This window comes from Microbacterium sp. MM2322 (assembly GCF_964186585.1).
GTDB lineage: Bacteria > Actinomycetota > Actinomycetes > Actinomycetales > Microbacteriaceae > Microbacterium.
Genome location: NZ_OZ075067.1, coordinates 1,875,326 through 1,894,306 on the forward strand (window position 1 = coordinate 1,875,326; position 18,981 = coordinate 1,894,306).

Here is an 18,981-nt window from a genome sequence, read left to right on the forward strand (position 1 = left end):
GATGTGCCGACACTCCGCGAGGTCAGATGACGCGGGCGCCGGCAACCGGCCCGGTGACCGCGTGAACCTGGTGGCCGGATGCGGCCAGGCGCTCCGCGATCCGCCGGGCGTGCCCGTCGTCGGTGGCGAGGAACGCCGTCGTCGGTCCGGAGCCCGACACGAGCCCGCCGAGTGCTCCGGCCGAGGCCCCCTCATCGAGCAGGATCGCAAGGTCCGGCCGGAGATGGACGGCTGCGAGCTGCAGGTCGTTGCGGATGGCGGCGCCGAGGGCCGCGGCATCCCCCGACCGAAGAGCCCACAGGATGGCCGGATCAACCGATGGCAGCGTGCGGTCGGGAGCGATGTCGGCCTCGGCGCGGAGGTGATCGAGGGTGCCGTAGACCTCCGGGGTCGACAGTCCCCCGCCATCCGAGACCAAGACCCACGAGAACGATCCGCGGCCGAGCGCCGGAGCGAGCTCGTCGCCTCGGCCGGTGCCGACCGCCGTGCCGCCGAGGAGCGCGAACGGGACGTCGGCGCCCAACTGGGCCGCGAGCGCGTGCAGGTCGGATGCGGTGAGACCGCCGTCGACGAGTTCGTTGACCGCGACGAGGGCTGCGGCAGCGTCAGCCGAGCCACCGCCCATCCCGCCCGCGACCGGCACTCCCTTATGGATCTCGAGACGGATGCCGCCTTCCCAGCCGACGGCATCGGTCACCAGTCGGGCGGCGCGCAGCGCGAGGTTCGATTCGTCGAGCGGAACCCCCGACACGTCGACGTCTCCGCTGACCGAGAGAGTGGTGATCTCAGCGTGCGACGCCCAGACATCCTCGAACAGCGACACCGCCTGATAGACGGAGGCGACGTCGTGGTAGCCGTCGTCGCCGACGGGACCGACCTCGAAGAAGAGGTTGATCTTGCCCGGCGCGCGCACGTGCACGCGCCGGGACGTGTCGAGGGGAAGACTCACGCGTTGGCCGAATCGGCCCACAGGTCGACGTCGATCGCACCGGACAGCTGATCGATCCGGGCCAGCTCGTCGTCGTCGAACGGGGCACCGTCGACGGCTGCCAGGTTCTGGTCGAGCTGCTCGGGGCGGGATGCGCCGATGAGAGCCGAGGTCACGACCTCGTCTCGGAGCACCCACTGGATCGCCATCTGCGCGAGCGTCTGACCGCGCTCTTTCGCGATGTCGTTCAGCGAGCGCAGCGTGTCGAGGGCCTTCTCGCTGAGCCGGCCGTCGGGCAGCGAGAAGCGACTCTGCGCGCGGTCGGCGCGGCCATCGCCGAGGTATTTGTCGGTGAGGAGGCCCTGCGCGAGCGGCGTGAAGGCGATCGCGCCCATCCCAGCCGTCCGGAGCGAGTCGGTGAGACCGTCTTCGACCCAGCGGTTGAGGATCGAGTAAGAGGGCTGGTGGATGATGAGGGGCGTTCCGAGGCTCTTCGCCACGGCTACCGCCTCCTCCGTGCGCTCCGCGCTGTAGGAGGAGATGCCGACGTAGAGCGCCTTGCCCTGACGAACGAGGGTGTCGAGGGCTCCGATGGTCTCCTCGATCGGCGTCACCGGGTCAGCGCGGTGCGAGTAGAAGATGTCGACGTAGTCGACGCTCATGCGCGTCAGCGACTGCTCGGCGCTTGCGATCAGGTACTTACGGGAACCGTAGTTTCCGTACGGCCCCGGCCACATGTCGTAACCGGCTTTCGACGAAAGGATGAGCTCGTCCCGGTAGGGAGAGAAATCCTCCCGCATCATGCGACCGAAGTTGACCTCAGCCGACCCGAACGGCGGGCCGTAGTTGTTGGCCAGGTCGAAATGGGTGACGCCCCGGTCGAAGGCGTGCCGGAGCAGAGTACGCTGGTTGTCGAAGGGGATGTTGTCCCCGAAGTTCCACCAGAGTCCCAGCGAGATCGCCGGCAGATACAGGCCGCTCGAGCCGACCTGGCGGAAAGCCCCCGCATCGTAGCGGGAGGACGCCGCCTGATAGGGGCGGTGGGTGTCGCCATTGCGCGATGGGGGGAAACGGTCGGCGTAATCGGTCATCCTCCCAGGCTAGCGATCGCAGACACCGGAAACGTCGGCGAAACGACCGACGCTTATTCTTGCTCGACCGAAGACGCACATCGAAGGAGAACATATGGCGCGACTGACTGCATTGCCGTCCGAGGGTGGTTCCTGGACCGCGCTCCTCGAACGCGAGGACATCGTCCTCATCGGAGGCATGCTGCATCTGCGCCATGACGACACCACTCCCGAGCAGGCTCGCATCGCCGACCTGCTGCTGATCGCCGATTCGCTGTCGGATGCCGGCATCCCGCATCTCCTCATCCGTCACTCCGGCTCCGTCCCCGGTCTCGTGGTCGACCTCGTCCACCGCAGCCGTGCTCTTACCGCGCTCGCGGATCAGGCCGTCACGGAGCCGCTCTACGCGAAGGCGAAGGGCGGCACGCCCGTGCCGTTCGGCGAGCTGCGCCTGCGCGCCTCGGGCCCCGCCTCGGTGCGCGTGTTCCGTCCCCGCATCGCGGGCGAGCTCCGCTACGGCGCCGGCAACGGCGTCCGCGTCGAGTTCTGGCGCTTCGGCGAAGAGCTCGTCGAGGCTCCGCACGCGAACGACCTGACTCGGCGCGTGTTCGCCGCCGAGGACATCGAACCGGGCACCGTTGAGCGGTACGGTCGCACCTGGCAGACCGTGCAGGGCATGTTCGACCCGCACCCGGCCGAGATCACCCACGAGATCGACATGGTCTTCTCATGGGTCGACGGCTCCTCCTCCGAGTTCCAGCGTCAGCGGGCAGCGCAGCTGTCCGAGTACGTCGTCGGCGACGGCGACGACGGCCCGGCGCGTTTCCGTCACGTCGACGAGCTGCGCTACGCGCTCCGGAGCGTTCACATGTACGCGCCGTGGGTTCGCCGCATCTTCATCGCGACCGACTCCCCCGCCCCGGCGTGGCTGCTCGACCACCCGAAGGTCACGATCGTCCGGAGCGAGGAGTTCTTCGAGGACACCTCGGTCCTGCCGACGCACAACTCGCACGCCGTCGAAGCACAGCTTCACCGCATCGAGGGTTTGTCGGAGCACTTCCTCTACTCGAACGACGACATGTTCTTCGGTCGTCCGCTGTCCCCCGAACTGTTCTTCTCCCCCGCGGGCGTCTCGTCGTTCGTGGAGTGCGAGGTCCGCATCGGCACCGGTCCCCGTCGCGTCGCGCGGAGCGGGCACGACAACGCGCTGCGCCACAACCGCGAGCTTCTCCGAGAGCGCTTCGGACGAACGATCGTCCGCGACCTCGAGCACTGCGCGGCGCCGTTGCGCAAGAGCGTCATGTTCGAACTCGAGCAGGAGTTCCCCGAGGAGATCCGGCGGACCGCGGCATCCCGCTTCCGCTCCGCGACCGACGTGTCGGTGACCAACTGCCTATACCACTACTACGCGCAGTTCACGGGGCGTGCGATCGCGTCGACCGCGCCGCGTGTGCGGTACTTCCAGACGACGCAGGCCGCGTCGCTGCGACGGATGGAGCGCCTCGCCGAGCGCGGCGACGTCGACATGTTCTGCCTCAACGACGGCGGTGACCTCGAGGTCCCCGAGGCCGTGCGCGTGCGGGCCGTGACGGGCCTCCTGGAGCGCCTCTTCCCGATCCGCGCCCCCTGGGAAGACCCCGCCGTCAGTGCAGCGCCGGCACGCTCGATCGAGCTGCACGCGTGACCGAGCCGGTGACGCCTGCCTTGCGCAGGCGTCGCTGAGCCTCATCCGGGTCGATGTACTCGAGCGGGCGCGGCACGTCGATCGGAACGACCGAGTGGACGACCGTGTCGTCGTAGACGTGGACGAGGTTGTACGCCTGCGCGCCGTCCTGCGGACGCGTGCCGCCGACCGGAACGGTGAGGTCCTGGGCGTAGCAGGTCGATGATGCGACGGAGACGGGGATTCCCGCGAACGTCGCGAACGTCGAGTAGTGCAGGTGTCCGGCGATGATCGCGCGCACATCGCTGCCGCGGAGGACGTCGGCCAGCCGACGCTGATCGCGCAGCTCGACGCTGGCCGCCAGCGGCAGGACGCTCGGAACCGGCGGGTGGTGCATGGCGAGCACGGTCCCCAGCGGTGCCGGAGTCGCCAGCACGCCGCGCAGCCAGTCGAGCTGAGCGTCGGACAGCTCGCCGTGGTGGTGGCCGGGGACGCTGGTGTCCAGCGTCACGATGCGGAGGCCGTCGAGCTCGTCGACGCGGTCGAACGGCGCCGTCGGGTCTGCGGGCGCCTCATCGAGCAGGTGCGCTCGGAACGCACCGCGATCGTCGTGGTTGCCCATGACCCACATCAGGCGCGCCCCGAGTCGCTCGGCGAACGGCTCGACGAGTGCGCGGATCGCGTCGTAGGCGGCGGCCTCCCCCAGGTCGACGAGGTCGCCCGTGAAAACGATCGCATCGGGAGCGACGCCGCTCGTCTCGATCGCGTCGAGTGCTGCGGTCAACGACGCTTCGCCGTCGACGCTGTTGAAGAGACGGGGTCCTGGACCGCGCAGATGCGTGTCACTCAGGTGGAGCAGGATCCGTTCGGCGGCCGGGTGCTCGGCGCGGCGCATGGTCACTTCTTCCGTCAGTGCAAGGGCTCGGGTGCCCTCGCCTTGCATCCAAATGTTACCGGCATGTTTCTGGAACGGGTGATGAACGACGCGCGAACTCGCTGAAAACCGCTGCGACGGCGTACGAGGGGGCGGTTCGCGAGGAGATGACGGATGCCGAGGGCCGAATCTCGGCATCCGCTCCTCTGGAGGCGTCATCTCCTCGGGAAGCTCCGCGCGTGGCCGGCTGGTGGGGCGGACGGCGCGACGGCGGATGCCGACGATTCAGACGCGGGCGATGCGGACGAAATCCTCGATCGTCAGTTCCTCGCCGCGGGCCGTCGGCGCGACCCCGGCACGCTCGAGGATGTCGCTCGCGGAAGCGGACGAGCCGCCGAGCACGGTGGACAGCGCCTGGCGGAGCATTTTGCGGCGCTGCTGGAACGCGGCGTCGACGATCGCGAAGGTGCGGAGGCGCTCCGCTTCGGTGCCGCGGGGCTCACCACCCCGCTGGAATCCGACGAGCACGCTGTCGACGTTGGGGACGGGCCAGAAGACTTGACGAGAGACAGTGCCGGTCAGTCGCCACGCGCCGTACCAGGCGGCCTTGACGCTCGGGGAGCCGTAGATCTTCGAGCCCGACGGAGCGGCCAGCCGCTCGCCGACCTCGGCCTGCACCATGACCACGCCGCGTTGGATCGATGGAAAGTGCTCCATGAAGTGCAGGAGGACGGGGACGCTGACGTTGTACGGCAGGTTCGCGACGAGGACGTCGGGGTCACCGGGGAGCTCCGTGACGCGCAGCGCGTCCTCTGCGACGACGGTGAGCGCGCCGTCGGGCACGCCGTGGGCGGCAGCCGTCGCGGGCAGCCGCTCCGCGAGCCGGTGATCGATCTCGACCGCGGTGACCGGTGCGCCCGTCTCGAGGATCGCAAGGGTGAGCGACCCCAGGCCGGGACCGACCTCCACGACACGATCGGCCGCAGTGACGCGCGCGGCGGCGACGATCTTCCGGACCGTGTTCGCGTCGACAACGAAGTTCTGCCCGAGCTTCTTGGTCGGAGTGACGTCGAGGTCGGCAGCGAGAGCGCGGATCTCGGAGGCTCCGAGGAGGGTGACGGGCATGAGTTCCAGCCTAGTTGCGCAGGACGCGGCCGCCCGCGGGCTGCGCCGGGGCATGCCGCATGCACGATCGGTGGTGCGGAACGCACCTCGTGGGGCCTCTGAGGCGGGACCGGCCGAGTCGGTCGTGCGACTGCACCCGCCCCGGGCGGCACCGGCACCCGGCGGGCTAGCTCCCCCGCGCCGCCTCCGCCGCCGCGGGCAGGGCGTCGACGATGCGGGCGATCGCCGCATCATCGTGGGCCGCCGTGACGAACCATGCCTCGAATGCCGACGGCGGCAGCGAGACGCCGGCCTCGAGCATCGCGTGGAAGAAGCGGCCGTAGGCGTCGGCATCCTGCGAGGTCGCGGTCGCGTAGTCGGGCACGCCACCGACGACACTCTCGCCGAAGAAGATGCTGAACAGCGTCCCCGCCCACTGCACGACGTGGGGCACGCCCGCCTCGGTGAGCGCAGCGGATGCCGCGTCCGCGACGGTGTGCGCGACCGAATCAAGCGTGCGGTACACCGCGTCGTCGGCGTGCGTGAGGGTCGCGAGACCCGCGGCGACGGCGACCGGGTTCCCCGACAGCGTGCCGGCCTGGTAGACGGGACCGGTCGGGGCGAGGAGGTCCATGATCTCGGCGCGTCCGGCGACGGCGGCGACGGGGAGCCCGCCGCCGATGACCTTGCCGAACGCGATGAGATCGGGGACCACGTGTTCGCCGGCGGCATCCAGGACGCCGGCGTAGCCCGACCGCGAGGAGCGGAAGCCGGTGAGGACCTCATCGCTGATGAGAAGTGCGCCGTTCCGGTGCGCGATGTCTGACAGGAACGCGGTAAAGCCCGGCGCCGGCGGCACGACACCCATGTTCGCGCCGGCGGCCTCGGTGATGATCGCGGCGATCTTGCCCTCGTGGGCGCGGAACAGCTCCTCCACAGCGGCGCGGTCGTTGTACCCGATGACGAGCGTCTGCGCGGCGATCGGCGCGGGGACACCGGCCGATCCGGGCAGCGCGAGCGTCGCGAGACCCGAGCCGGCCTGAGCCAGCAGGCCGTCGGAGTGGCCGTGGTAGTGCCCGGCGAACTTCACGAGCAGGTCGCGCCCGGTGGCCGCGCGCGCGAGGCGGATCGCGGTCATCGTCGCCTCCGTGCCGGTGGAGACGAGACGGATCTTCTCGGCAGCCGGAACGCGCGAGCGGATCTCCTCGGCGAGCTCCGTTTCGGCCGCCGTCGGCGCGCCGAACGAGAGCCCGCGGCGGGCGGCCTCGACGACCGCCTCGATCACGGCGGGGTGCGCGTGCCCGAGGAGGGCGGGCCCCCAGCTGGCGACGAGGTCGACGTAGTCGCGGCCGTCGGCATCGGTCACATACGCGCCCTGCGCGGACACCATGAACCGCGGCGTCCCGCCGACCGACCCGTAGGCCCGGACGGGCGAGTCGACGCCGCCGGGGATCACTCCGCGGGCGCGGTCGAACAACTCCTGGTTACGGCTCATGCGAGTTCCCTTCCGGCGCGCAGCCAGTGCGCGACCTCGATGGCCCAGTAGGTGAGGATGACGTCGGCCCCGGCCCGGCGGATGCCGACGAGGCTCTCGCCGATGGCCCGCTCGCGGTCGATGAGGCCGGCCGCGGCGGCGTGCTCGATCATCGCGTACTCCCCCGACACCTGATATGCCCACACCGGCACGTTCGAGCGGTCCGAGACGCGGGCGAGCACGTCGAGGTAGGGCATGGCGGGCTTCACCATGACGACGTCGGCGCCCTCGGCGATGTCGACGAGGGCCTCTTCGACTCCCTCGCGTGCGTTCGCCGGGTCCATCTGGTAGGTCCGGCGGTCGCCCTGCAGGGTCGACTCGACGGCGTCGCGGAAGGGGCCGTAGAAGGCGGAGGCGTATTTGGCCGAGTAGGCGAGGATCGCGACGTGCGCGAAGCCGGCGGCATCCAGCCCTGCGCGGACCGCGGCGACCTGGCCGTCCATCATTCCGGACAGTCCCAGCACGTCCGCGCCGGCGCGCGCCTGGGCGACACCCATCTCGGCGTACACCTCGAGCGTCGCGTCGTTGTCGACCGAGCCGTCGGCGGCGAGCAGGCCGCAGTGGCCGTGATCGGTGAACTCGTCGAGGCAGAGGTCCGCCTGCACCGTGAGGCGTCCTGCAGCGGCGCGAGCGGCGACCGCGATCGCACGGTTGAGGATGCCGTCGGGATCGGTCGCGCCGCTGCCGACCGCGTCGCGGACCGCGGGCACGCCGAAGAGCATGATCCCGCCGATGCCCGCCGCGGCCGCCTCGTCGACGACGTCGGCGATCGCGTCGAGCGGATGCTGCGACACCCCCGGCATGCTCGCGATCGGCTGCGAGGAGGTGATGCCCTCCTTCACGAACACCGGCAGCACGAGCTGCGAGGGGACGAGGTGATGCTCGGCGGCCAGGCGGCGGAGTGCGGGCGTGCCGCGCAAGCGGCGAAGGCGACGTGTGGGGAACGAGGTCATGAGTGCTTCTCCAAGGGAACGCGGGCGTCGAGCTCGGCGATCAGCGCGTCGATGCTCTGGGTCTGGGCGGTGTGGCCGACGGCGAAACCGAGGACCGCGGCATCGCGCGTCGTCCCCGGTCCGATCGAGGCGACGAGGGTGGATGCCGGGAGCTGTCCCACCTGGCGGCGGAGCTCGCGCCCCACGCTCAACGAGGTGAGGAGCACGACGTCGATGTCCCCCGACCGGAGGCCCTCGACGACGGCGGGGTCGAGATCGACGCCCACGGTGCGATAGGCGATGCAGACGTCGACGGCGAACCCGCGGACCTCGAGTTCATCGCTCACGACGGCCTGGGCGAGATCACTCCGGACGACGAGGGCGCGGCCGGTCGCGGCGGGAACGCGGTCGGCGCACCACTGCGTGACGAGGGCCGTCGCCGACGACGCGCCAGCCGGGACGAAGTCGACCTCCCACCCGGCATCGGCGACGGCGCGGGCGGTCGCGCGGCCGACGGCGGCGATACGAGTGGTGGCGGGGATCGCGACGTCGTGCTGACGGAGCTGCTCGACGCTCGCGGCACTCGTGACGAACAGCCACGCATACGCACCGTCGGCGAGGGCGGCGAACGCGCGGTCGCGCGCCGCGGTGTCGCGCGGCGCTGCAGACGAGATGAGCGGTGCGAGGACTGCCTCGGCGCCGCGGGAGTTCAGGTCGGCGCGCACGCGCTCCCCCCATCCCCCGGCGCGGGGAACGAGCACTCGGGCACCGCGCAAGCCACCGCCGGTCATCGCGACGACCCGGCGAGATCGGCGAGGTCGGCGGCACCGCCCTCGAGGAGCTCGGCGACGACGTCGGCCGCAGCGGCATCGATGTCGACGTGCACGTCGAGCTGGCGGGACGCACCGACGGATCGCCCACCGTCTTCGGCGTAGACCTGCGCCACCAGCGTGACGACGTCGCCGTGACGCTCGGCGTCGATCGCGACGGGAGCGGCGCAGCCGGCTTCGAGGCGGCGGAGTACGGCCCGCTCGAGGTTCGCGGCGAGGGCCGTGTCGGCGTCTTCGACGAGGCGCACGGCGGCGGCGACCTCGGCATCCCCGTCGCGCACCTCGACGGCCAGAGCGCCCTGCGCGGCGGAGGTGGGCCAGTCGAGCACCTGGGTGATCGCGGCGTCGCGCCCGATGCGGCGGAGCCCGGCTTCGGCGAGGACGATCGCGTCGTACTGGCCGTCGGCGACCTTCCGGAGCCGGCTGTCGACGTTGCCGCGAATGCCCTCCACCACCAGGTCGGGGCGACGCGCGAGCACCTGCGCGACGCGACGCGGCGACCCCGTGCCGACGCGCGCGCCCGAGGGCAGCTCGTCGAGCGTCAGGCCCTCGCGGGAGTGCAGGATGTCGCGCTGCGAGGCGCGAACGGGCACAGCCCCGACGACGATCCCCTCGAACGGAGCCGTCGGCAGATCCTTCATCGAGTGCACGAGGAAATCGCACTCGTTCCGCAGCAACGCGTCGCGGAGAGCCGTGGCGAACACACCCGTCCCACCCATCTGCGCGAGCGGACCGGTGAGGATGTCGCCGTCGCTCGTGATCGGAACGAGTTCGACCTCACGACCGGATGCCGCGGCCACGGCATCCGCCACGTGCTGCGACTGGGTCGTCGCCAGCAGGCTCGCCCGCGTTCCGAGGCGCAACGCGGTCACGGTGCGACGCCCGAGAGCGCCGGCTGGAAGCCGAGACGCTTGTTCTCGCAGCAGCCGGGGCGACACACGTCGTACCAGGGTCCCAGGTCGGTCACGGCGGGGCGGTCGGCTGCGGGCGTGCCCTTCAGCCGCTCCTCGACGAGGTCGACGAGACCGGCGACGTAGGTCGGGTGGGTGCTGGGGGTCGCGGTGCGGACGGCGATGAGACCGAGCTCCTCCGCCGTCTCCATGGCCTCCGTGTCGAGGTCCCACATGACCTCCATGTGGTCGCTCACGAACCCGAGCGGCACGATGAGGACGGCCTTGCGCCCGCGGCCGGGCAGATCCTGCATCGCGTCGTTGATGTCGGGCTCGAGCCACGGCACCTGCGGCGGGCCGGAGCGGCTCTGGAAGACGAGTTGCCACGCGCCGGGGAAGCCCAGACGCGACACGATCTCCTGGCCGACGGCGAGGTGCTGGGCGACGTACGCGCCGCCCGGTCCGAAGCCGCGCTCCGGCGGGCCCGAACGGTCGGCGTCGGAAGTGGGGATCGAGTGCGTCGAGAAGAGGATCTCGACCTCGCTCTCGAGGTCGGTGACGCCACGCTCGGCGAGCTCGGCGATGCCCGCGCGGATGCCGTCGACGAACGGGGCCACGAACCCGGGGTGGTCGAAGAACTGCCGGACCTTGTCGATCTGGATGTCGGTCTGGTGGCCGGTAGCCTCAACGGCGTCCGCGAGGTCTTCGCGGTACTGGCGGCACGACGAGTACGAGCTGTACGCGCTCGTCGCGATGGCGAGGAGCTTGCGCCGCCCGTCGGCGAAGGCGGAATCGATCGCGTCGGTGACGTACGGCATCCAGTTGCGATTGCCCCAGTAGACGGGCAGCTCGAGCCCTCGAGCCGCGAGTTCGGCGTCGAGCGCCGCCTTCAGCTCGCGGTTGTGCTCGTTGATGGGCGACACCCCGCCGAAGTGACGGTAGTGATGCGCGACCTCTTCGAGTCGCTCGTCCGGGATGCCGCGGCCCGACGTGACGTTGCGGAGGAACGGGATGACGTCGTCCTGGCCCTCGGGCCCACCAAAGCCGAGGAGGAGGATGCCGTCATAGGCGACGGGGATCGTGGCGTGCGGGTCCCCCGCCTGCGCTCCCTCGGTGGCGTTCGGGATGACGGCGCCCTCGGCCACGACCGTGCGCGTCGCGCGCGGCGGCTTGGGACGGAACTCTCCGCCGATGTTCTCTGCACTCATGACAGCACCTCCGCCAGTTCGTCGATCTCGATCCGTCGTCCCGTGTAGAACGGAACCTCCTCGCGCACGTGGCGACGGGCATCCGTCGCCCGGAGCTCGCGCATCATGTCGACGAGACTGATGGGGTCGTCGCTCTCGAGGGGCAGCAGCCACTCGTAGTCGCTGAGGCCGAAGGTCGACACCGTGTTCGCGACGACGTCGCGGAAGACGGCGCCCTTGCGGCCGTGCTCGGCGAGCATGCGCGAGCGGTCCTCTTCGGGGAGCAGATACCACTCGTAGCTGCGGACGAACGGGTACAGGCAGAGCCACCCGCGGGCGTGCTCGCCGCGGAGGTAACCGGGGACGTGACGCTTGTTGAACTCCGCCTCGCGGTGCACGCCCATCGCGCTCCACACGTTGGTGAAGGAGGCGAGCGCCGCGGTCCGGCGCAGCTGGCGGAGCGCCTTCTGCAGGGCGGCGGGGTCTTCGCCGTGCAGCCAGATCATGAGGTCGGCCTCGGCGCGCATGCCGGTCACGTCGTAGAACCCGCGGAGCGTGACACCGTCGGCGGCGAACCCGTCGGCGACATCCCGGACGGCCTCCAGGTCTGCCGGTGACGGCGTTCCGGTGCGCGGCCGGGGACCCGCGAGGATCGCGAACAGGGTGTAGCCGAGGCCGGGGACAGTCTCGTCAGCGGACATGACGTGCTCCTTCGGAGGGGGTCGGATGGGAGAGGAGATCGGAGGCGAGTGCACGCGCGTGCGGCACGACCGAGGCGAGCCCGGTTCCTGCCGCGACGGCTCCCGCGAGTCGGATGCCGTGGGTCGCCGCAGCCTCTTCGACCGCCGCACGGACAGGCGGCGTCGCGACGGCGTCGGGCCACGCGACGGGGACGATGCGGCGGATATCGGCCGGCGAGACCCGCACCCCGGTGAGGGTGCGGACGGCGGTCGCGACACCGGCGGCATCCGTCAGCTCGTCGTGGCGGCCGTCGTGCGCGGACAACCGCACGAGGTGCGTGCCGGCGGGGAGGGCGGCGGACGCCCACTCCCACTTCGCGTCGACGTGCGTGAGGGCTTTCGCCGCGCTGTCGACGTCGGGCGCGGCGATGACGCCCGAGCCGATCGGGAAGGCGTCGAGACCGTCGGCGACGATCTCGGTGACGACGAGCCCGACGGGCGGGGCCGGGGCGACCTCGACCTGCAGCAGCCGGGCGGCGGCGGTCGGTCCCGTCGCGATCACGACAGCCGCGGCCGACAGCGCCTCGTCGTCGAGTTCGACGCTCGTGCCGGTCACCGCACGGACGGGCGTGCCGGTGCGGATGACGGCGCCCGCTCGGAGGGCGGCTGCCTCGAGTTCGGCCGCGAGACGCCAGAGTCCGCCCTCGACGCCGCGGACGGCGGAACCGGCGCGGACAGCCGGGGCCAGGGCGCCGACGGCGTCGGTCAATGAGCCGAGCGCCTGGGCCTTCTCCCAGAGCACGGGGTGGAGCGCGGACAGGCGCACGGAGTCCGCGCTCTGCGAGTACACGCTCCGGCAGAGCGGCTCGACGAGGCGGGCGGTGACCCGCGGTCCGAACCGGGTGGTCGCCAGCTCCGCGAGGGAGGGCTCGTCTCCCGCGGACAGGGGAATCAGCCGCTCCCGCGCTGCGCGACGGGCGCCGCTGCGGCCGAGGATCCGGACGACATCGGGGGCGAGGGGGTCGGCGGGCAGGCCGACGAGCGCGCGACGCGGCAGCGGGGCACGGTCGACCCGGCCGGAGCGGCGGCGGAAGGCGACGTGCGCCCCCGCCGGTGCAGGCTCGACGAGCTGGACGGGCAGACGCGCGTCGGCGACGAGGTCGGCGACACCCGTGGTCCGCGTGGCGAAGGATTCGGCGCCCAGGTCGGCGTCGACGCCGGCGACAGTGCCGCGGCGCAGCATCCCCCCGGCGCACTCCGACGCCTCGACGAGGACGACGTCACGTCCCGCGCGAGCCAGCTCCCACGCGATCGTCAGGCCGGCGATGCCGCCGCCGACGATCACGACGTCGTGGCTCACGGCGCCCGCCACTCGTGGACGGTGCGGACCACCGCCGAGAGCGCGTCGGGGTCGGTCTCCATGGGAACGCCGTGGCCGAGGTTGAAGACGTGGGCGCGGGCGGCGAGCCCATCCTCGAGGATCCGCTGGACCTCGAGGGTCCGCACCTCCTCGGGGGCGAACAGCATCGCCGGGTCGAGGTTTCCCTGCAGGGTCAGGTCGCGGCCGATGCGGCGGTGCGCGTCGCCGAGGCGGACGCGGTAGTCCACCCCGAGCGCATCGATATCGGGCGTCGCCATGTCGGCGAGGATCTCGCCGGTGCCGACGCCGAAGTGCACGAGCGGCAGGCGGTCGACGCCTTCGGGAAGCGGCAGCGACCGCGCGTGATCGAGCGCGGCAACGGATGCCGGGAGCACCGACGCGCGGTAGTCGTCGGGGTTCAGCCCGCCCGCCCACGAGTCGAAGAGCTGACCGGCGCTCGCCCCCGCCTCGATCTGCAGGGCGAGGAAGCGACCGGTGACCTCGGCGAGCCACATCGTGAGGTCGCGCCAGGCGGCCGGGTCCTCGTGGATGAGGCGCCGCGCCGCGAGGTGGTCCTTGGACGGCCCGCCCTCGACGAGGTAGGCCGCGAGAGTGAAGGGGGCACCGGCGAAGCCGATGAGCGGCAGCGGCTCACCGCGTTTTTCCGACTGATCGGCGAGCATCGCGGTGGTTCGGCCCACGGCATCCGCGATCGCCTCGCCGCGCTCGGTCACGAGTGCCGGGTCGATCGCGACGGTGCGCGCGATGTCGGCGGCGGTCCGCAGCGGCTGCGAGAACACCGGACCGCGGCCCGCCGCGATCTCGACGTCGATGTCCAGGAGCGCGAGCGGCACGATGATGTCGCTGAAGAAGATGGCCGCATCGACGCCGTGACGGCGCACCGGCTGCATCGTGATCTCGCTCGCCAGAGCGGGATCGAGGCACGCCTCGAGCATGGTGCCCTGCGAGCGGAGCGCACGGTACTCCGGCAACGAACGACCCGCCTGGCGCATGAACCAGACGGGGGTGATGTCGGGGCGATCGCCCAGGAGTGCACGGACGAGTCGGGACTCGCGAGTGCGTGCGGCGACGAGAGGGTGGCTGAGGCCGGGAATGATGAACTCCTCGAATCGGTTAATCGATATACTAGTCGCGATCCAAGGGGGTTCTCCGCACCGTGCTCGTCTGCCTCACCGCGCATCAGCGCTCCACGCCGTTCGATTCTCTCGAGCGGCTCTCGACGGTCGGCGACGACCTCGCTGAGCGGCTTTCCGCGGTGCACGATTCGGTCCGCGGGGCTGTCGTCCTCGCCACCTGCAACCGGTTCGAGGCGTACTTCGACCTCGCTGAAGAGGCCGACCTCGCCTCCCCCGTCCCAGCGATGGATGCCGCCATGGAGGCGATCGCGGGAGCCGCCGACATGGACTACCGCTCGCTCCGTGAGAACGTCGACTTCGCCCACGGCAACCAGGTCGCCCACCATCTCTTCACCGTCGCTTCCGGTCTCGACTCCGTCGCGGTCGGCGAAGACGAGATCGCCGGTCAGGTGCGTCGCGCTCTCGAAGCAGCACGCGGTCGTGGTCTGACGACCGCGTCGCTCGAGCACCTCTTCCAGCGCGCGACCGAAACCTCCCGCGCCGTGAAGAACACGACGCGCCTCGGCGAGTCCGGCCGCTCGCTCGTACGCCTGGCCGTCGACCTCGTGAGCTCCCGCGTCGACTGGGCGACCGCCCGCGTGCTCCTCGTCGGCACCGGTCGCTACGCCGCCGCAGCCCTCGCCGCCCTCCGCGCCGTCGGCGCCGTCGACATCCGCGTGCACTCCCGCTCCGGCCGGCAGCGCTTCGCCAACCGCGAGCACCTCGTGCACGTCAGCGCCGACGACTACGCCGCCGAGGCCGCCGCCGCCGACATCGTCGTCACCTGCACGGCGACGACCGACACCTTCGCACTCGACGCCTTCTCGCACGCGACGGCGCGGGCGGGCAGCACGCAGGCGCAGGTGGTCATCGACCTGGGGCTCCCCCGCAACGTCGACCCGGAGATCGCGCTCCTGCCCGGTGTCGAGCTCCTCGACCTCGAGACGATCCGCCTCCACGCCCCCGTCGACGAAGCCGAAACCGTCGGTCAGGCGCGCGAGATCGTCCAGGCCGCGGCCCAGCGGCACGCGGCCGCGCGGCGCGTGCACGAGGTCGCGCCGTCGGTCGTCGACCTCCGCGGATTCGTCCACGGCGTCCTCGACGAGGAACTCACCCGCGCCCGCCGCCGCGGCGACTCCCCCGAGGTCGAAACCGCTCTCCGCCACTTCTCCGGCGTCCTCCTCCACCAGCTCATCGCCCGCGGGCACACGCTCGCCTCGTCGGGTGCGGGGACCGAGTGGGCCGATGCGATCCGCACGGTGCTGCCGGGTGCGGGCGTGGGCGTCTCTCCGGACCGAGGCGAGCAGCCGTGAGTCCGAGCGTCACGCTGAAGGACATCGCGCGCGCCGCAGGCGTGTCGACGGCGGCCATCAGCCAGGCGCTCAACGACCGCGGCAGCATGCGACCCGAGACGCGCGAGCGCATCAAGGCGATCGCCGCCGAACTCGGCTACGTGCCCAACCGTCATGCTGCCGCCCTCCGGAGCGGGCGGACCATGACGGTCGGCTTCGTCATGGTCGACGACCCCGAGAGCGACCGGCGCGGCGAGCTGCAGCGGGCGCGCAAGCTCATCTCCCTCGTCCGGGCATCCGCGGCGCACGGTTTCACCGTCACCGTCCTCCCCGACTCCAACCCTGACCTCATCTCGGGAACGACCCTCGATGCCCTCTACGTCCCCGATGCCCGCGGGAACCAGCCGCTCCTCCACGCAGCCATCGCCCGCGGCATCCCGATCGTCGCGGACGACCAGTTCGTCGACGGATCGCGCGGTCTCAGCATCCGCACGGGTTACGACGCCGCCGTCCGAGCAGGCCTCGACGAACTCGAACGTTCCGGCGCGCAGCGCATCGTCTTCCTCACCGAGGAGGGCGGCGCGCCCCGCGACGAGATCGGCCGCGCCGCGTACGAGATCTGGAGCTCGGTGCGGGGCCGCGAACCGCTCGTGCGGACGGTCGACGCGTCGCGCCGCAGGCTCCCCCGCCTGCTCACCGAAGCCGTCGCCGGCGGCGCGGACGCGATCTTCGCCGGCGCCGAGGACGGCCCGGACGTCTACCTGCAGCTCGAGGAGATGCGCCTCGTCATCCCGCGCGACGTGCAGCTCGTCGCCCTCTGCACGACGGACTGCGCCGTGAACCGCCGCCTCGGCGTGACGCACGTGTGCATCCGTCCGGATCTCGCCGCCGAGGCGATGTTCGAGACCCTGCCCGCAGCACTCCTCGACGACGGCCCCCGTGTGGTCGACCTGCCGTGGGAGCTCGTCCCCGGCTCCACGACGCGCCCCCCGCTGACGATCGGATCACCGAGAAAAGCACGGCCCCGGAAGACTCAGTCGCTGAAGGCGCCGTAGACCTCAAGCGTGTTCGCCGCGAGCTGGGCGCAGAGTTCGTCGAGCGCGATGCCGAGTTCGGCCGCCATGAACCGGACCGTGACCGGCACCAGGTACGGCGCGTTGGGACGACCGCGATGCGGTGTCGGCGTGAGGAACGGCGCGTCGGTCTCGACGAGGATCCGCTCCCGCGGCGTCACCGCCAGGGCATCACGGAGATTCTGCGCGTTCTTGAACGTGACGTTGCCCGCGAAACTCAGCCAGTAGCCACGCTCCGCGCTGTACCGCGCCATGTCGGCGTCGCCCGAGAAGCAGTGGAAAACGGTCTGCTCCGGGGCGCCGACGCGCTCGAGGGTCTCGAGCACGGCGTCGTGCGCGTCGCGGTCGTGGATCTGCATCGCGATGCCGTGACGCTTGGCGATGTCGATGTGCGCCTCGAAGCTCTCCACCTGAGCGGGGATGCCGGCCTCATCGGTCCGGAAGAAGTCGAGACCGGTCTCCCCCACCGCCCGCACGCGGGGCTCGGCGGCGAGCTCGTCGATGACGGCGATCGCCTCGTCGAGGCGGCCGGCTTCTTTGTAGGCCGGCGCTTCGTTCGGGTGGATCGCGACGGCGGCCAGCACGGCAGGGTGGGATGCCGCGGCCCAGGCCGACCAGCGGGAGGAGTCGATGTCGCCGCCGGCTTGCACCACGCCGATCACCCCGACCTCGGCCGCTCGGGCGAGCTGCTCGTCGAGACCGCGCGGCTCGTCGCCGTCTTCGATCTCGAGGTGCGCGTGGTTGTCGTAGACGGCGACGGGCAGCGGCTCGGGCGCATCCGGCCAGCGGACGTCTCGCGCGGACTGCTCGCGCTGGCGGACGTAGCCGCTCGGGTCAGCGGGGCCGGTCGTCATGCGGTCTGCTCGACGCGCGGGAAGAGCGGCGCAAGCGTGCCGACCCTGCTCCCGGCGGGGAGCTGACCCCACGTGCCCGCCTCGCGGAGCGGCTGCGCGGTGAGCTCACCGGGAGCGCCGAGAGCGTCCCAGAGCGTCGCGGTCGACTTCGGCATGACCGGCGAGAGGAGGACCGCGAGGGCCCGGAGGCCCTCCGCCGCCGTGTAGAGGACGGTCGAGAGCCGTTCGCGGTTCGCCTCATCCTTGGCGAGCGCCCACGGCTCGTTCTCGGTGATGTAGCCGTTCAGCTCGTCGACGATCCGCCAGATCGCGGCGATGGCCTCGTCGGGGCGGAAGGCGGTCATCGCGGCATCCGCTGCCGTCGCGGCGTCCGCCACCGTCCGCTGCACGCGGAGGTCGATGTCGGTGGGCGAGCCTGCGGCCGGCACGACGCCGTCGAAGTAGCGCCCGATCATCGCGACCGTGCGAGAGGCGAGGTTGCCGAAACCGTTGGCGAGCTCGGCCTGGTAGCGCGCGGAGAGGTCCTCCCACGAGAACGAACCGTCCTGGCCGAAGGCGATCGCCGACAGGAAGTAGAACCGATACGCGTCGGAGCCGAACACGTCGGTGATCTCGGTGGGAGCGATGCCGGTGAGCTTCGACTTCGACATCTTCTCGCCGCCGACGAGCAACCAGCCGTGGGCGAAGATGCCCTTCGGCACCTCGAGCCCGGCGGCCATCAGCATGGCGGGCCAGATGACGGCGTGGAAGCGGAGGATGTCCTTGCCGACCACGTGGTACGCCGGCCAGCGGCGCTCGAACTCGGCCTGGTCCTCGCCGTACCCGACGGCGGTCGCGTAGTTGAGGAGGGCGTCGACCCAGACGTAGATGACGTGGGAGTCGTCCCACGGCACGCGGATGCCCCAGTCGAACGCCGAGCGGGAGATCGAGAGGTCCTTGAGCCCGGACCGGACGAAGGAGATGACCTCGTTGCGCGCGGAGTCGGGACGGACGAAATCGGGCTGCGTCTTGTACAGCTCGAGCAGCCGGTCCTGGAACTCGCTGAGCTTGAAGAAGTAGTTCTTCTCCTGCAGGAGCTCGAGCGGCTTCGAGTGGATGGCGCAGACCTTGAGCCCTTCGAACGGGCCGGTGCCGTCGACGATCTCGGCCTCGGGCTTGAACTCCTCACAGCCCACGCAGTAGAGCGCTTCGTACTCGCCCGCGTAGATGTAACCGCTGTCGTAGAGCGCCTGCACGAACTTCTTGACGCGCTCCTCGTGACGCGGCTGCGTCGTCCGGATGAAGTCGTCGTTGGCGACGTCGAGGGTCTTCAGGAGCGGGAACCAGGACTCCTCGACGAGCTTGTCGACCCACTCCTGCGGGGTGACGCCGTTCGCCGTGGCGGCACGGAGCATCTTCTGGCCGTGCTCGTCGGTACCGGTCAGCATCCAGGTGTCGTCCCCCGACTGGCGGTGCCAGCGCGCGAGAGTGTCCACCGCCACCGACGTGTACCCGTGCCCGATGTGGGGCAGATCGCTCGGGTAGTAGATGGGGGTGGTGATGTAGAAGGAGCCGCCGGAAGTCACCTGGCGATT

At 71.1% G+C, this 18,981-nt stretch carries 17 protein-coding genes; 3 read left to right on the forward strand and 14 right to left on the reverse strand.

Going from position 1 to position 18,981, the window contains the following annotated elements; all coding sequences use genetic code 11:
* Window positions 1–22: 22 nt before the first annotated feature.
* On the reverse strand, window positions 23–949 hold the full coding sequence (locus tag ABQ271_RS09225; RefSeq protein ID WP_349308476.1) for a 4-(cytidine 5'-diphospho)-2-C-methyl-D-erythritol kinase: 927 nt from the start codon (window positions 947–949) through the stop codon (window positions 23–25).
* Window positions 946–2,019 (reverse strand): L-glyceraldehyde 3-phosphate reductase, encoded by a 1,074-nt coding sequence (mgrA, locus tag ABQ271_RS09230; protein WP_349308477.1) that lies wholly within the window; start codon window positions 2,017–2,019, stop codon window positions 946–948. Before mgrA ends, ABQ271_RS09225 begins: the two co-directional genes overlap by 4 nt.
* A gap of 94 nt (window positions 2,020–2,113) precedes the next feature.
* Between mgrA and ABQ271_RS09235 the strand changes: the two genes are divergently transcribed.
* Window positions 2,114–3,682 (forward strand): stealth conserved region 3 domain-containing protein, encoded by a 1,569-nt coding sequence (locus tag ABQ271_RS09235; protein ID WP_349308478.1) that lies wholly within the window; start codon window positions 2,114–2,116, stop codon window positions 3,680–3,682.
* Here the strand turns inward: ABQ271_RS09235 and ABQ271_RS09240 are convergent.
* The 10 genes from ABQ271_RS09240 to hemE all read right to left on the reverse strand — a co-directional run bounded on the left by ABQ271_RS09240 (window position 3,642) and on the right by hemE (window position 14,167).
* Window positions 3,642–4,556, reverse strand: coding sequence for a phosphodiesterase (locus tag ABQ271_RS09240; RefSeq protein ID WP_349308479.1), 915 nt, complete (start codon window positions 4,554–4,556; stop codon window positions 3,642–3,644). The two genes, ABQ271_RS09235 and ABQ271_RS09240, sit on opposite strands and share 41 nt — an antisense overlap.
* Before the next feature lie 264 nt (window positions 4,557–4,820).
* Complete coding sequence (gene rsmA, locus ABQ271_RS09245) at window positions 4,821–5,660, reverse strand: 16S rRNA (adenine(1518)-N(6)/adenine(1519)-N(6))-dimethyltransferase RsmA (protein WP_349308480.1); 840 nt, start codon at window positions 5,658–5,660, stop codon at window positions 4,821–4,823.
* 166 nt (window positions 5,661–5,826) lie between these two features.
* Window positions 5,827–7,134, reverse strand: coding sequence for a glutamate-1-semialdehyde 2,1-aminomutase (hemL, locus tag ABQ271_RS09250; protein WP_349308481.1), 1,308 nt, complete (start codon window positions 7,132–7,134; stop codon window positions 5,827–5,829).
* Complete coding sequence (gene hemB, locus ABQ271_RS09255) at window positions 7,131–8,126, reverse strand: porphobilinogen synthase (protein ID WP_349308482.1); 996 nt, start codon at window positions 8,124–8,126, stop codon at window positions 7,131–7,133. The genes hemL and hemB overlap by 4 nt, the downstream gene beginning before the upstream one ends.
* Window positions 8,123–8,830 carry a uroporphyrinogen-III synthase gene (locus ABQ271_RS09260; protein WP_349308483.1) on the reverse strand — a complete coding sequence of 236 codons (708 nt, stop codon included), beginning with the start codon at window positions 8,828–8,830 and terminating at the stop codon, window positions 8,123–8,125. The genes hemB and ABQ271_RS09260 overlap by 4 nt, the downstream gene beginning before the upstream one ends.
* Window positions 8,831–8,892: 62 nt before the next feature.
* Window positions 8,893–9,807, reverse strand: coding sequence for a hydroxymethylbilane synthase (gene hemC, locus ABQ271_RS09265; RefSeq protein WP_349308484.1), 915 nt, complete (start codon window positions 9,805–9,807; stop codon window positions 8,893–8,895).
* On the reverse strand, window positions 9,804–11,033 hold the full coding sequence (locus ABQ271_RS09270) for a ferrochelatase (RefSeq protein ID WP_349308485.1): 1,230 nt from the start codon (window positions 11,031–11,033) through the stop codon (window positions 9,804–9,806). Before ABQ271_RS09270 ends, hemC begins: the two co-directional genes overlap by 4 nt.
* Window positions 11,030–11,713: a hydrogen peroxide-dependent heme synthase gene (gene hemQ, locus ABQ271_RS09275; protein ID WP_349308486.1), complete on the reverse strand. Its 684-nt coding sequence runs from the start codon at window positions 11,711–11,713 to the stop codon at window positions 11,030–11,032. The genes ABQ271_RS09270 and hemQ overlap by 4 nt, the downstream gene beginning before the upstream one ends.
* Window positions 11,703–13,064 (reverse strand): FAD-dependent oxidoreductase, encoded by a 1,362-nt coding sequence (locus ABQ271_RS09280; protein ID WP_349308487.1) that lies wholly within the window; start codon window positions 13,062–13,064, stop codon window positions 11,703–11,705. Before ABQ271_RS09280 ends, hemQ begins: the two co-directional genes overlap by 11 nt.
* The gene (gene hemE / locus ABQ271_RS09285; RefSeq protein ID WP_349310885.1) at window positions 13,049–14,167 is read right to left on the reverse strand and encodes a uroporphyrinogen decarboxylase; all 1,119 of its coding nucleotides are present in this window, start codon (window positions 14,165–14,167) and stop codon (window positions 13,049–13,051) included. Before hemE ends, ABQ271_RS09280 begins: the two co-directional genes overlap by 16 nt.
* 62 nt (window positions 14,168–14,229) lie before the next feature.
* Between hemE and ABQ271_RS09290 the strand changes: the two genes are divergently transcribed.
* Window positions 14,230–15,501 (forward strand): glutamyl-tRNA reductase, encoded by a 1,272-nt coding sequence (locus ABQ271_RS09290; RefSeq protein ID WP_349308488.1) that lies wholly within the window; start codon window positions 14,230–14,232, stop codon window positions 15,499–15,501.
* A complete protein-coding gene (locus ABQ271_RS09295) occupies window positions 15,498–16,535 on the forward strand; it encodes a LacI family DNA-binding transcriptional regulator (RefSeq protein WP_349308489.1) in 1,038 nt (345 codons plus the stop codon). The genes ABQ271_RS09290 and ABQ271_RS09295 overlap by 4 nt, the downstream gene beginning before the upstream one ends.
* On the opposite strand, the gene ABQ271_RS09300 is transcribed toward ABQ271_RS09295, so the two are convergent.
* Both ABQ271_RS09300 and metG read right to left on the reverse strand, forming a co-directional pair.
* Window positions 16,514–17,407 (reverse strand): TatD family hydrolase, encoded by an 894-nt coding sequence (locus ABQ271_RS09300; RefSeq protein ID WP_349308490.1) that lies wholly within the window; start codon window positions 17,405–17,407, stop codon window positions 16,514–16,516. The two genes, ABQ271_RS09295 and ABQ271_RS09300, sit on opposite strands and share 22 nt — an antisense overlap.
* Complete coding sequence (gene metG, locus ABQ271_RS09305) at window positions 17,404–18,972, reverse strand: methionine--tRNA ligase (protein ID WP_349308491.1); 1,569 nt, start codon at window positions 18,970–18,972, stop codon at window positions 17,404–17,406. Before metG ends, ABQ271_RS09300 begins: the two co-directional genes overlap by 4 nt.
* Between the last annotated feature and the right edge of the window lie 9 nt (window positions 18,973–18,981).